The organism is Phaeobacter sp. LSS9 (assembly GCF_003443595.1).
GTDB lineage: Bacteria > Pseudomonadota > Alphaproteobacteria > Rhodobacterales > Rhodobacteraceae > Phaeobacter > Phaeobacter piscinae.
In genome coordinates this window covers 1,552,623-1,565,302 of record NZ_CP031956.1, presented here as the reverse complement: position 1 = coordinate 1,565,302, position 12,680 = coordinate 1,552,623, and the positions used below count along the sequence as shown (strand labels likewise).

At 60.2% G+C, this 12,680-nt stretch carries 12 protein-coding genes; 8 read left to right on the top strand and 4 right to left on the bottom strand.

Annotated elements, in window-relative coordinates; genetic code table 11:
- The gene (clpA, locus tag D1820_RS07470) at window positions 1-2,322 is read right to left on the bottom strand and encodes an ATP-dependent Clp protease ATP-binding subunit ClpA (RefSeq protein WP_024096356.1); all 2,322 of its coding nucleotides are present in this window, start codon (window positions 2,320-2,322) and stop codon (window positions 1-3) included.
- Window positions 2,323-2,504: 182 nt separating this feature from the next.
- The gene (gene gloB / locus D1820_RS07465) at window positions 2,505-3,278 is read right to left on the bottom strand and encodes a hydroxyacylglutathione hydrolase (protein WP_118068397.1); all 774 of its coding nucleotides are present in this window, start codon (window positions 3,276-3,278) and stop codon (window positions 2,505-2,507) included.
- 65 nt (window positions 3,279-3,343) lie between these two features.
- Here gloB and D1820_RS07460 point away from each other — a divergent pair, with 65 nt between their 5' ends.
- The 7 genes from D1820_RS07460 (at window position 3,344) to D1820_RS07430 (ending at window position 9,994) form a co-directional block, all read left to right on the top strand.
- Window positions 3,344-4,090, top strand: a complete 747-nt coding sequence (locus tag D1820_RS07460) for a class I SAM-dependent methyltransferase (protein ID WP_040180261.1) — start codon at window positions 3,344-3,346, stop codon at window positions 4,088-4,090.
- Between the two features lie 553 nt (window positions 4,091-4,643).
- The gene (locus tag D1820_RS07455; RefSeq protein ID WP_040173895.1) at window positions 4,644-5,204 is read left to right on the top strand and encodes a F0F1 ATP synthase subunit delta; all 561 of its coding nucleotides are present in this window, start codon (window positions 4,644-4,646) and stop codon (window positions 5,202-5,204) included.
- The gene (gene atpA / locus D1820_RS07450; RefSeq protein WP_096871960.1) at window positions 5,205-6,743 is read left to right on the top strand and encodes a F0F1 ATP synthase subunit alpha; all 1,539 of its coding nucleotides are present in this window, start codon (window positions 5,205-5,207) and stop codon (window positions 6,741-6,743) included.
- A gap of 14 nt (window positions 6,744-6,757) precedes the next feature.
- Window positions 6,758-7,639 (top strand): F0F1 ATP synthase subunit gamma, encoded by an 882-nt coding sequence (locus D1820_RS07445; RefSeq protein WP_118068396.1) that lies wholly within the window; start codon window positions 6,758-6,760, stop codon window positions 7,637-7,639.
- A 20-nt stretch (window positions 7,640-7,659) separates the two neighbouring features.
- Window positions 7,660-9,084: a F0F1 ATP synthase subunit beta gene (atpD, locus tag D1820_RS07440; RefSeq protein WP_040173897.1), complete on the top strand. Its 1,425-nt coding sequence runs from the start codon at window positions 7,660-7,662 to the stop codon at window positions 9,082-9,084.
- Between the two features lie 11 nt (window positions 9,085-9,095).
- A complete protein-coding gene (locus tag D1820_RS07435) occupies window positions 9,096-9,509 on the top strand; it encodes a F0F1 ATP synthase subunit epsilon (RefSeq protein ID WP_024096363.1) in 414 nt (137 codons plus the stop codon).
- A 134-nt stretch (window positions 9,510-9,643) separates the two neighbouring features.
- Entirely contained in the window at window positions 9,644-9,994 is a 351-nt protein-coding gene (locus D1820_RS07430) for an H-type lectin domain-containing protein (RefSeq protein ID WP_118068395.1), read from the top strand.
- Window positions 9,995-10,000: 6 nt separating this feature from the next.
- Here the strand turns inward: D1820_RS07430 and D1820_RS07425 are convergent, their stop codons facing one another.
- On the bottom strand, window positions 10,001-10,396 hold the full coding sequence (locus D1820_RS07425; protein WP_118068394.1) for a GFA family protein: 396 nt from the start codon (window positions 10,394-10,396) through the stop codon (window positions 10,001-10,003).
- 139 nt (window positions 10,397-10,535) lie between these two features.
- Window positions 10,536-11,555: a ribose-phosphate pyrophosphokinase gene (locus D1820_RS07420; RefSeq protein WP_040173904.1), complete on the bottom strand. Its 1,020-nt coding sequence runs from the start codon at window positions 11,553-11,555 to the stop codon at window positions 10,536-10,538.
- Between the two features lie 215 nt (window positions 11,556-11,770).
- Between D1820_RS07420 and D1820_RS07415 the strand changes: the two genes are divergently transcribed.
- Window positions 11,771-12,634, top strand: a complete 864-nt coding sequence (locus D1820_RS07415) for an alpha/beta fold hydrolase (protein WP_118070096.1) — start codon at window positions 11,771-11,773, stop codon at window positions 12,632-12,634.
- Window positions 12,635-12,680 lie beyond the last annotated feature (46 nt).

Genomic DNA, 12,680 nt, shown 5'->3' with positions numbered 1-12,680 from the left:
TTACTCAGCCGTCAGAAGGGGCGGCTTGTCTCCAGAGATGCGCGGTTTGGCTGGGCCTTCGATCCGGAGATCCAGTTTGCCATCCTTGATGCCGACCTTGACAAGACCACCTTTGGCGAGTTTGCCGAACAGCAGCTCCTCAGCCAGCGGCTTCTTGATGTGCTCCTGAATGACGCGGCCCAGGGGACGGGCCCCCATCCGGTCATCATAGCCCTTGTCCGCCAGCCATTCGGCGGCCTTGCGGGTCAGTTCGATCGAGACATTGCGATCCATCAGCTGGGCTTCCAACTGCAGAACGAATTTCTCGACCACCTGCAGGATCACATCCTTTGGCAGCGGTGCGAAGGAGATGACCGCGTCCAAACGGTTGCGGAATTCCGGCGTGAACGTCCGTTCAATCGCGGCGGTGTCCTCACCCTCGCGCCGGTCACGGCCGAAGCCGATGGCAGCCTTCGCCTGCTCAGATGCGCCGGCGTTGGAGGTCATGATCAGCACCACATTGCGGAAATTCACCGTGCGACCGTTGTGGTCGGTCAGCTGGCCATTGTCCATCACCTGCAACAGGATGTTGAAGACGTCCGGGTGGGCCTTCTCGATTTCATCAAGCAACAGTACACAATGGGGGTGCTGGTCGACGCCATCGGTCAACAGGCCACCCTGATCAAAGCCGACATAGCCCGGAGGCGCGCCGATCAGGCGGGAGACCGCGTGTTTCTCCATATATTCCGACATGTCGAACCGCAGCAGCTCCACGCCAAGCGTATCTGCAAGCTGTTTGGCCACTTCTGTTTTGCCGACACCGGTGGGGCCTGCAAAGAGGTAGTTGCCAATGGGTTTTTCCGGCTCACGCAGGCCCGCCCGCGCCAGTTTGATGGCACTGGACAGGGCGTCAATTGCAGCGTCCTGACCAAACACCACCCGCTTCAGTGAGCGTTCCAGATCCTTCAGCACTTCGGCGTCGTCCTTGGAGACATTCTTCGGCGGGATTCGGGCGATCTTGGCGACAACGGCCTCGATCTCCTTGACGCCGATGGTCTTGCGGCGCTTGCTTTCCACCACCAGATGCTGGGCGGCGCCGGCCTCATCAATGACGTCGATTGCCTTGTCCGGCAGTTTGCGATCATTGATGTAACGGGCCGACAGTTCGACCGCAGATTTGATCGCATCGCTAGTAAAGCGGATGCCGTGATGTTCCTCGAAATAGGGTTTCAGCCCTTTCAGGATCTCGATGGAATCCTCAACCGAAGGCTCATTCACGTCGATTTTCTGGAACCGGCGCGACAGGGCGCGGTCCTTCTCGAAATGCTGACGAAATTCCTTGTAGGTGGTGGATCCCATGGTGCGCAGCTTGCCGCCCTGAAGCGCGGGCTTCAGCAGGTTTGAGGCATCCATCGCCCCGCCGGAGGTCGCCCCGGCGCCGATCACGGTGTGGATCTCATCGATGAACAGCACTGCGTCGGGGTGATCTTCCAGCTCGGTCACCACGGCTTTCAGGCGTTCCTCAAAGTCGCCGCGATAGCGGGTGCCTGCCAGCAGCGCGCCCATGTCGAGCGAGTAGATGGTGGTTTCCGACAAGACCTCAGGGGTTTCACCAGCGACAATCTTGCGCGCGAGACCTTCGGCGATGGCGGTTTTGCCAACGCCGGGATCGCCGACCAGTAGCGGATTGTTTTTGCGACGGCGGCACAGCACCTGAATACAGCGCTCAACCTCGTGGCTGCGGCCGATCAGCGGGTCAATGTCACCCTCGCGGGATTTCTCATTGAGATCGACGCAGTATTTCGCCAGCGCGCTCTCTTTCTTGTCGCCCTCGGTGGTGGGCTGGGGTTCATCCTCGACCTCCGGAGAGCCGGAGACCGGGCGGGATTCACCGAAAGCCGGATCCTTGGCCACGCCGTGGGCGATGAAATTCACCGCATCATAGCGGGTCATGTCCTGATCCTGCAGGAAGTAGGCGGCGTCGCTCTCACGCTCTGCGAAGATGGCCACCAGAACATTGGCACCCGTGACCTCGGTCCGGCCGGAGCTTTGTACGTGGATGGCGGCGCGTTGGATCACACGCTGAAAGGCAGCGGTTGGAACCGCTTCTGAGCCGTCGATATCAGTGACCAGATTGGCGAGATCCTCATCGACAAATTCGACAAGGGTCGCGCGCAACTCGGTGAGGTCCACGCTGCAGGCGCGCATGACGCGCGACGCCTCAGGCTCGTCCAGCAGGGCAAGCAGCAGGTGTTCCAGGGTTGCAAATTCATGACGCCGTTCGTTTGCCAGCGCAAGCGCGGCGTGAATGGCCTGTTCCAAAGTGCTCGAGAATGAAGGCACGGGCGTGCTCCTCTTGGTCTTGGGTTGGCGGTGAGGCTGCGGGACGGATGCCTAGCCTTCCACAGTCCAACCATGTCCTGATAGTATTAGAGTTTGGTTGATACGTGCCCGGCTTCAAGTTCTTTCTTGCAATTTCTTGTCACATTTATCGTGACTGTGCCGTGAAAAGGGGCCTTGCGCGGTCAAAACTTGTCCTTTCGCGCCCGGATTTCGGCAAACACCTCCGCAGCGGAGGCCCCCGTCATGCCAACCGCCTGTTTGAGGCTGTCGAGATGGGCCCGCAGGAAAGGATTGGTGTCCAGCTCCTCCTGCAACTGCGAGGGCACGGTTGCTTCTCCTTTGGCACGGGCGGCATCAATAGCTTTGCAGCGGTGTTGCAGCGCGGCGTTGTCCGGCTCGATCGTAAGTGCGAAACGGGCATTGGACTGGGTGTATTCATGGCCGGAATAGACCGTTGTTTCTCCCGGCAGGGCTGCGAGTTTCTGCAGGCTCTGCCACATCTGTTCGGGGGAGCCCTCAAACAAGCGCCCACATCCCAGCGCCATCAGGCTGTCTGCGGTGAACACCGCGGCGGCATTTGGGATGTGAAAGGCGATATGGCCGATCGTATGCCCGGAAACATCCAGCACGCGGACGTCCTCGCCAAGGCAGGTGAAGCTGTCGCCCTCTGCCACTGCCAGATCCAGATCGGGCAGACGGTGGGCGGCAGCCTTGGCACCGATGATTTGCGGATCATAGGCAGCTTGCAGCTCCGCAACGCCATCAATGTGATCCCAGTGGTGATGCGTGAGCAGGATCTGGTCCAGCCCCCATCCACGCCGGTCCAGTTCGGCGCGAATGGCTGCGGCTTCGGGGGCATCGACCAGTGCGGTGTGACCGGTTTCGACATTGTGCAGCAAAAAGGCATAGTTGTCGGAGAGACAGGGCAGGGTAACGATCTCAAGGGGCATGGTCATTCGCTTCTCGATGGGTAAACTGACGGCGACTGGCCTCAGATTGGCCCAAGCAACGGACGCCCGCAATGCATCTTGATGTTCAGGATCTGAGGAATTTCTATTATCGCAGCACCCTGGGGCGGGCGGCGCAGGCGTCAATCCGTGGGCGGCTGCTGGAGTTGTGGCCCGAAGCGGCGGGACAGACAGTTGCAGGCTTTGGCTTTGCCGCGCCGCTGCTGCGCCCCTATCTGGCCGAGGCGCGGCGGGTGATTGCGCTGATGCCGGGACCGCAGGGGGTGATGCAGTGGCCTGCGGGACTGCCCAATGTCTCGGTCCTCTGCGAGGAGACCGCTTGGCCGATTGAAACCGGACATGTCGACCGGCTGGTATTGCTGCACGGGCTTGAAACCTCGGATCGGCCGTCGCATCTTCTGGAGGAATGCTGGCGGGTGCTTGGTCCCGGCGGGCGGGCCGTGTTTGTTGTGCCCAATCGCGCAGGCCTTTGGGCGCGGTCGGATGTGACACCGTTCGGGTTTGGGCGGCCCTATACGCTCAGTCAGGTGGAAAATCAGCTGCGCTTGCATCAGTTCACCGTCGAGCGGCATTCTGCGGCGCTCTACCTGCCGCCCAGCCAGCGCCGCTTCTGGCTGAAATCCGGCCCGTTGTTCGAGCGTATGGGGGACCGGTTGCCGGCGATGCTGGGGGGCGGGGTGTTTTTGGTCGAAGTGAGCAAGCAGGTGCATTCCCAGCGTGGTGAGATGACCCGGCTGCGACCGCCCAGTCCGATCCGGGTGCTGGAAGGGTTGTCCAACCCGATGCCGGAACCGGCCTGAACCTGCGCGGTGTTTCAGACGTGAGCGTCGGGGCGGGTGTCTGCCCCGTTTGACCAAGGGTCGCCAGCGCAGGACGCTGCGTCGCGGGCGCCCTGGGCTGGACAGGCGGCGCAAATTCGGGCGGTCTCAAATAGGCAGGTCTTAATCTTGGTGCGGCGAAGGGCGTGACGTTACGGGAGCCGGGGCTGGGCAGTTGGCTGCTTGATTCCCCGCCGATGGTTCAAAATCGCGCTTTCAGCGCTCATTTTCGACGGTTTGGAGGTTTTTTCACCTGCAAGGCGCGTTTTTTGCTGATTTGGAATCGCAAAATTGACCCCTAAAGTTGGTTTTTTTGACGCATGTTCTGTCGTTTCATCGGGTGTTATCGCCTAATCATTTGAAAACGCTTGTAACTTCCTTTTTCACCTTGCCGTCCAAGGCAGTTGATAGGTTGCCAACGCTCTGCTACATCCACGCTGATTTTGACGCCCCACCAAATTGTGGGGAGACCTCACGCCCCCGGACGCCGCCTGCACTAGGTCAGCCAACCGGGGCCAATATCGGAAGGGTGGACGTGTCCGAACCAGCTTCGATCTCCGCAGGCATTGCCGCGCGCTATGCCACCGCGATCTTTGAGATCGCCGAAGAGAGCAAGGCGCTTGATAGCCTTGAAACCAGCATCAATGACCTGTCTGCCGCTTTGGCGGATAGCGAAGATCTCCGCGACCTGATCACGTCACCCCTGGTGTCGCGTCAGGAGCAGGGAACAGCGATCACCGCGATTGCCAAGAAAATGGGCCTGGACCCGGTTCTGAGCAATGCGCTGACGCTGATGGCCGAAAAGCGCCGCCTGTTCGTGGTGCCTGCGCTGCTTGACGCTCTGCGCGCACGTCTGGCCGAAACCCGTGGTGAGATCACCGCCGATGTCACATCGGCCAAGGCGCTGACCAAGACCCAGAGCGAAAAACTGGCCAAAACACTGGCCGAGCGCACTGGCAAAAAGGTCGTAATCAATGCAACCGTCGATGAAAGCATCATTGGCGGTCTTGTCGTTAAAGTGGGCTCGAAGATGATCGACAACTCGATCCGCTCCAAGCTCAACTCCCTACAGAACGCAATGAAAGAGGTCGGATAAATGGGTATCCAAGCAGCAGAGATTTCTGCGATCCTGAAAGACCAGATCAAGAATTTTGGTCAAGAAGCTGAGGTGGCAGAGATTGGCCGCGTGCTGTCCGTTGGTGACGGTATCGCCCGTGTGTACGGTCTCGACAATGTCCAGGCCGGCGAGATGGTCGAATTCCCCGGCGGCATCATGGGCATGGCGCTGAACCTCGAAGCCGACAACGTCGGTATCGTTATCTTCGGCTCCGACCGTGACATCAAAGAAGGTGACACCGTCAAGCGCACCAACTCCATCGTGGACGTTCCCGCTGGCCCCGAGCTGCTGGGTCGCGTTGTTGACGGTCTGGGCAACCCGCTGGACGGCAAGGGCCCGATCAACGCGGCAGAGCGCAAAGTTGCTGACGTAAAGGCACCCGGCATCATCCCGCGTAAATCGGTTCACGAACCGATGGCAACCGGCCTCAAGTCCGTTGACGCGATGATCCCGATCGGCCGTGGCCAGCGAGAGCTGATCATTGGTGACCGTCAGACCGGTAAAACCGCCGTTGCTCTGGACGCGATCCTGAACCAGAAAGTCTACAACGACGCCGCTGGTGATGATGAGTCCAAGAAACTGTACTGTGTTTATGTTGCTGTCGGCCAGAAGCGCTCGACCGTGGCCCAGCTGGTGAAGAAGCTGGAAGAAACCGGTGCAATGGAATATTCGATTGTGGTTGCTGCAACCGCGTCCGAACCGGCCCCGATGCAGTTCCTGGCCCCCTATGCCGCGACCGCAATGGCCGAATACTTCCGCGACAGCGGCAAGCACGCGCTGATCATCTATGATGACCTGTCCAAACAGGCTGTGGCCTATCGCCAGATGTCCCTGCTGCTGCGTCGTCCGCCGGGCCGTGAAGCTTATCCTGGTGACGTTTTCTACCTCCACTCCCGTCTGCTGGAACGTTCCGCGAAGCTGAACGAAGAATTCGGTGCAGGCTCGCTGACCGCGCTGCCCGTGATCGAAACCCAGGGCGGCGACGTGTCTGCGTTTATTCCGACCAACGTGATTTCGATCACCGACGGTCAGATCTTCCTGGAAACCGAGCTGTTCTATCAGGGCATCCGTCCTGCTGTGAACACCGGTCTGTCGGTTTCGCGTGTGGGCTCTTCGGCTCAGACCAACGCGATGAAATCGGTTGCTGGCCCGGTGAAACTGGAATTGGCTCAGTACCGCGAAATGGCAGCCTTTGCGCAGTTTGGCTCCGATCTGGACGCCGCAACCCAGCAGCTGCTGAACCGTGGTGCGCGTCTGACCGAGCTGATGAAGCAGCCCCAGTATGCACCGCTGACCAACGCAGAGATCGTCTGTGTGATCTTCGCAGGCACCAACGGCTACCTCGACAAAGTCGACGTAAAAGAAGTTGGCCGCTACGAGGCTGGCCTGCTGGCGCATCTGCGCAGCAAGCATCAGGACCTGCTTGACTGGATCACCACCGAAGATCCGAAGATCAAGGGTGACGCAGCCGACAAGATCAAAGCAGCTCTGGACGCGTTCGCAGCTGACTTCGCTTAAGGGGGGATCAGGCGTTGCCTAACCTTAAAGACCTTAAAAACAGGATCGCGTCGGTCAAATCGACCCGCAAGATCACCAAGGCCATGCAGATGGTCGCGGCCGCAAAACTGCGCCGCGCCCAAGAGGCTGCCGAGGATGCGCGTCCCTACGCCGAACGGTTCAACGCCGTTATGGCCGGGCTGGCCGCATCTGTCGGTGGCAGCGATTCTGCACCCAAGCTGCTTGCCGGCACCGGTAGCGACCAGGTTCATCTCCTGGTCGTACTGACCGCCGAACGCGGGCTTTGCGGGGGCTTCAATTCCAACATCGCCAAGCTGGCACGGGCCAAGGCCCAGGCGCTGGTCGCGGCGGGCAAGACCGTCAAGATCCTGACGGTTGGCAAAAAAGGCCGGGACGCGATGAAACGCGACCTTGGTGACTATTTTGTCGGGCATGTGGATCTGAGCGAAGTCAAACGCCTTGGCTACGCCAACGCGCAGGACATCGCCAAGGATGTTCTGGCCCGCTTTGATGCCGGGGATTTCGACGTTGCCACGCTCTTCTACGCGAAGTTCGTGAATGTTGTGACCCAGGTGCCGACTGCCCAGCAGGTGATCCCGGCGTCCTTTGATGCCAAGGAAGACGACGCTGCGGCCAGCTCTGCCGTCTACGACTACGAGCCCAGCGAAGAGGCCATTCTGGCCGACCTGCTGCCGCGCGGTGTCGCGACGCAGATCTTTGCAGCGCTGCTGGAAAATGGGGCCTCCGAACAGGGTGCCCGGATGAGCGCGATGGACAATGCCACCCGTAACGCGGGTGAGATGATCGACAAGCTGACCATTGAGTTCAACCGCTCGCGTCAGGCCGTGATCACCAACGAGCTGATTGAAATTATTTCGGGCGCTGAGGCGCTCTAAAAGAAAACCGGAGACGAAACATGGCAAATGCAAAAGGCAAGGTGACCCAGATCATCGGCGCCGTTGTGGACGTTCAATTCGACGACCACCTGCCGGCGATCTTGAACGCGCTGACCACCGACAACAACGGTAAGACGCTGGTTCTGGAAGTTGCTCAGCACCTGGGCGAAAACACCGTCCGTACCATCGCGATGGATGCGACCGAAGGTCTGGTTCGTGGTCAGGCCGTGGCTGACACCGACGCACCGATCTCGATCCCCGTCGGTAACGCAACCCTGGGCCGCATCCTGAACGTTGTGGGTGAGCCCGTTGACGAGCAGGGCCCTGTTGTGGCCGCGGAAACCCGCGCCATCCACCAGCCCGCCCCTGAGTTCAGCGACCAGTCCACCGAATCCGAAGTGCTGGTGACCGGCATCAAGGTGATCGACCTGCTGGCCCCCTACGCCAAGGGTGGTAAAATTGGTCTGTTCGGCGGCGCCGGCGTTGGCAAAACCGTTCTCATCATGGAACTGATCAACAACATCGCAAAAGTGCACTCGGGCTTCTCCGTGTTCGCGGGTGTTGGTGAGCGGACCCGTGAGGGCAACGACCTCTACCACGAGATGATCGAATCCAACGTTATCAAACCCGATAACCTGGAAGAGTCGCAGGTTGCTCTGGTCTATGGCCAGATGAACGAGCCTCCGGGTGCGCGTGCCCGTGTTGCTCTGACCGGTCTGACCCTGGCGGAACAGTTCCGTGACCAGTCCGGCACCGACGTTCTGTTCTTCGTGGACAACATCTTCCGCTTTACTCAGGCGGGTTCCGAGGTGTCCGCTCTGCTCGGTCGTATTCCTTCGGCTGTGGGCTACCAGCCGACGCTGGCGACCGACATGGGTGCGATGCAGGAACGTATTACCTCGACCAAGAACGGCTCGATCACCTCGATCCAGGCTGTGTATGTTCCCGCGGATGACCTTACCGACCCGGCACCGGCAACCACCTTTGCCCACCTGGACGCGACCACCGTTCTTAACCGTTCGATCTCGGAACTGGGTATCTACCCGGCTGTTGACCCGCTCGACTCCACATCGCGTCTGATGGATCCCTCCATCGTTGGCGAAGAGCATTATGCCGTGGCGTCCGACGTTCAGCAGATCCTTCAGCGCTACAAGTCGCTTCAGGACATCATCGCGATCCTCGGCATGGACGAACTGTCCGAAGAGGACAAGCTGACCGTGACCCGTGCACGTAAGATCCAGCGCTTCCTCTCGCAGCCGTTCGACGTTGCGAAGGTCTTCACCGGCGCAGACGGCAAGCAGGTTCCGCTTGAGGACACCATCAAGTCGTTCAAGGCCGTTGTGGCCGGCGAATACGATCACCTGCCCGAAGGCGCCTTCTACATGGTTGGCGGCATCGACGAAGTGATCGCAAAAGCCGAGAAAATGGCTGCTGACGCGGCCTAAGGAGGGCCCTGATGGCTGATACGATGCAATTCGACCTCGTGAGCCCGGAGCGCCGCCTGGCGTCGCTCCCGGTGACCGCGGTAATGATCCCCGGCGCGGAAGGCGATATGACGGCTATGGCCAATCATGCGCCGACCATCACCACGCTGCGTCCGGGTGTCCTGCGGGTCGAAAGCCCGCAAGGCACATCGGAATATCTGGTCACCGGTGGCTTTGCTGAAATCGGCGCTGACGGTCTGTCTGTCCTTGCTGAGAAGGCAATCCCCATGGACCAGCTGACGCGCGCGCAACTGGACGAGCTGATTGAAGAGGCCCGCACGACCTACAAGGCCGTGCAGGACACCGATCAACCGCATGGGCTCGTTGAAGATGCGGCGAAGCTGCTCGCCGATATGGAAGCCCTGGGCACCCATATGAGCCTCTGACCTGTCAGAGCCATGGCACAAGAATTCAAACCGGCCCCTTGCGGGCCGGTTTTGTTTTTTGGCACTCTTGCGGCGTAGATCATGCAAAGAGCAAAAAAACAGGCCGGGCGCAGTCCCGGGGGCAGGCACGCAGTATGAAACGGGTACACAGTCCCAGGCTTGGGGTGGATCAGGGCGACATCGAGATTTTCTCGGAGTTTGAGAATGGCGGCACCATGTGGACCGGGGCAGGCCCCCGGGAGCGGCGGCGCAGCGTGCGGTTTTCTCAGCCCTTTGCCGAGCTGCCTGCGGTGCATCTTTCCAGTTCGCTGATGGATATTGATTCCGGCGCCGCGATCCGGGCTGAGCTGGTCGCCGATAGCATCACCACAGAGGGGTTTGATGTGGTCTTCCGCACCTGGAACGACAGCCGTATCGCGCGTATTCGCGCCTCCTGGTTGGCGATTGGCAGCTTGCCCTTTGCAGATGACTGGGACGTGCCTTAGGCGGCTCTAGTCGACGTCGACGTCGCCGTCTCTGTCCCTATCCCTGTCGTGGCAGGCTGTGCCCGTGAACTGTGGCAACCAGTCCTCGCGGCGGCGGCACCAGACCTCATACTCAGGCGTCAGGCCGTTTGTGTCGTCCAGGCTGCCCAGATGCACCTCGATTTCATCCCCGGTTTGGGCAAAGACGGAGGACCCGCAGATGCCGCAGAAATGGCGGCCTTTATAGTGGTGTGGCCTGCCATCAACGTGGACCGCCTGCGCGGGAAAAATCGCGGCGGCGTAAAACAGTGCCCCGTGATGTCTGCGGCAGTCCCGGCAGTGGCAGATCCCAACCCTGAGCGGCGGACCGGATGTGGTGATCCTGACGGCCCCACACAGGCACCCCCCCTGATAGTGTTCCATGCCGCTGCCTCCTGCATTGCGATGTGTCGCAGCATAGCAGTTTTAGGGGGGGCGGAGACAGGGGAGCCCGCGCCACGAAAAAACCCACGCGCCGGGTGCCGGGCGTGGGGTCTAATTCCTCAGTGTTTGCGCGCGCGGCTTAGCCGTTGCGCGACAGCGATTCGTAGATCGGGACCAGTGTCTTGTCTTCAAACAGCGAGGACACCGAGGTGCCGTGCCAAATGTTGAGGATCGCCTGAGTGAACAGGGGCGCTGTCGGCAGGATGCGGATATTTGGCGCGCCGAGAACGGCTTCGGTGGGCTGAATGGTATCGGTCAGCACCAGCGATTTCATCACCGAGTTGCTGACGCGCTCCACTGCGGGGCCACTCATGACGCCATGGGTGATATAGGCGTGGACTTCCTTGGCGCCATTGTCGAGCAGGACCTGAGCGGCCTTGCAGAGGGTGCCGGCGGTGTCGCACATATCGTCGATGATGAGACAGATCTTATCGGTCACATCGCCAATCACAGTCATCTCGGCCACTTCGCCTGCCTTTTCGCGGCGTTTGTCCACGATCGAGAGCGGTGCATTGATCCGCTTGGCCAGCTCACGCGCGCGGGCCACGCCGCCGACGTCGGGCGAGACCACCATGATTTCGTCCATGCTGTCCTTGAACTGGTTTTTCACATCCAGCGCAAAGATCGGCGAGGCATAGAGATTGTCGACCGGGATATCAAAGAAGCCCTGAATCTGAGCGGCATGCAGATCCATGGTCAGCACCCGTTCGATGCCCGCGCCGGTCAGCATATTGGCAACCAGTTTGGCCGAAATCGGGGTGCGCGCCTTGGTGCGGCGATCCTGACGGGCGTAGCCGAAATACGGGATCACTGCGGTGATACGCTGGGCCGAAGACCGGCGCAGTGCATCAGCGATGATCAACAGCTCCATCAGGTTGTCATTGGCCGGGTTTGAGGTCGGCTGAATGATGAACATGTCCTCGCCGCGGACGTTCTCATAGACTTCGACGAAGATCTCGCCGTCGTTGAACCGCTCGACCCGGGCATCAACGAGGCCCTGATCGACTCCGCGGTGCATCGACATGCGGCGGGTAATGGTTTCGGCAAGCGGAAGATTGGCGTTCCCAGCAATCAGCTTGGGTTCGTTCAAGGTCGGCATTGGCTGTTATCCCCAGGCAGCAATGGCAGTGTGACAGATTCGTGATGTTGAACCCCGCTTAGCATGGGCGTACCCTCGCGCCTAGATTTAATGCGGGAGAACAGGCCCATGGTGGCGAACGACAGAGCAGGAGAAACCTGCTGGGGTTGCAGGAAAGAGCGGAAGATGGTGGCATTGGTTGAAGGTGGCCGAACCGGCACAACCGGGTGGCAATGATGGGGGCGATGTCTACGGGGCTGGCGCAGCCTGTTGCCAGCCATGTTTTTGGATGTGGTCCCAGAAAGGTGATGGCCGTTCACTGCTCGCTTGCACATTCCGGTGCCTGGCGCGGATTGGCTACCATTCTGGAAGAACAAGTGATGGTCTCCAGTTTTGACATGTTGTCCCACGGCCGAAGCCCGGACTGGGATGGTGAAGGGCTGCTGCAACTGCGCAACGCCGAGGCGGGGCTGGCTCTGATTGAGGCTGAAAACCTCGCCAAAGACGGTCCGATTGATCTGATCGGCCATTCTTTTGGTGCCACGGTCGTTCTGGCAATGGCCCAGATACGCCCGGATCTGGTGCGCTCGCTGGTGATGGTTGAGCCGGTTTTCTTCTCGCTGGCGAGCGCAGCGGAGACCACCGACCCCGAGGCGCTGGAGGCGCTGCGCAGGGATCACATGACGGTGCGCGAAACATATCTGAACGGCGACGTTGAACATGCGACACGGCTGTTCAACCGGGCGTGGGGGGCGGGCCACCCAAAGTGGAACGATCTGCCCGAAAGCGCCCGGGACGCTATGGTGCGCAGTTTTCCAGCCGTGATGGCCTGCGATACACAAGTCTATGAGGATATGCTGGGGGTGCTGACACCGGAGAAGCTGGCACGCGTGACGATGCCCTGTCTGCTGATTGATGGCGGTAAGAGCCAGCCCATTATGCATGAGGTCATTCGTGCGCTGGCTGCACGGCTGCCGGATGTGACCTGCCGCCGAATTGACAGCGCCGGACATATGCTGCCGATCACCCATCCTGCTGAAACCGCCGCGCTGCTGCAGGGGTTCTGGCCGGAGGTCATACCGGCACCAGCTGAGGTCTAAGCTATCCATCATGTCCCTTGCCGGGGCTGTCTGACCAGAGAAAGCC

Coding starts and splice junctions, on each gene's coding strand:
- gloB (WP_118068397.1), bottom strand. CDS start 3,278: ATGACCATGCCCCTTGAGATCGTTACCCTGCCCTGTCTCTCCGACAAC.
- D1820_RS07460 (WP_040180261.1), top strand. CDS start 3,344: ATGCATCTTGATGTTCAGGATCTGAGGAATTTCTATTATCGCAGCACC.
- atpA (WP_096871960.1), top strand. CDS start 5,205: ATGGGTATCCAAGCAGCAGAGATTTCTGCGATCCTGAAAGACCAGATC.
- atpD (WP_040173897.1), top strand. CDS start 7,660: ATGGCAAATGCAAAAGGCAAGGTGACCCAGATCATCGGCGCCGTTGTG.
- D1820_RS07435 (WP_024096363.1), top strand. CDS start 9,096: ATGGCTGATACGATGCAATTCGACCTCGTGAGCCCGGAGCGCCGCCTG.
- D1820_RS07430 (WP_118068395.1), top strand. CDS start 9,644: ATGAAACGGGTACACAGTCCCAGGCTTGGGGTGGATCAGGGCGACATC.
- D1820_RS07425 (WP_118068394.1), bottom strand. CDS start 10,396: ATGGAACACTATCAGGGGGGGTGCCTGTGTGGGGCCGTCAGGATCACC.
- D1820_RS07420 (WP_040173904.1), bottom strand. CDS start 11,555: ATGCCGACCTTGAACGAACCCAAGCTGATTGCTGGGAACGCCAATCTT.
- D1820_RS07415 (WP_118070096.1), top strand. CDS start 11,771: ATGGGGGCGATGTCTACGGGGCTGGCGCAGCCTGTTGCCAGCCATGTT.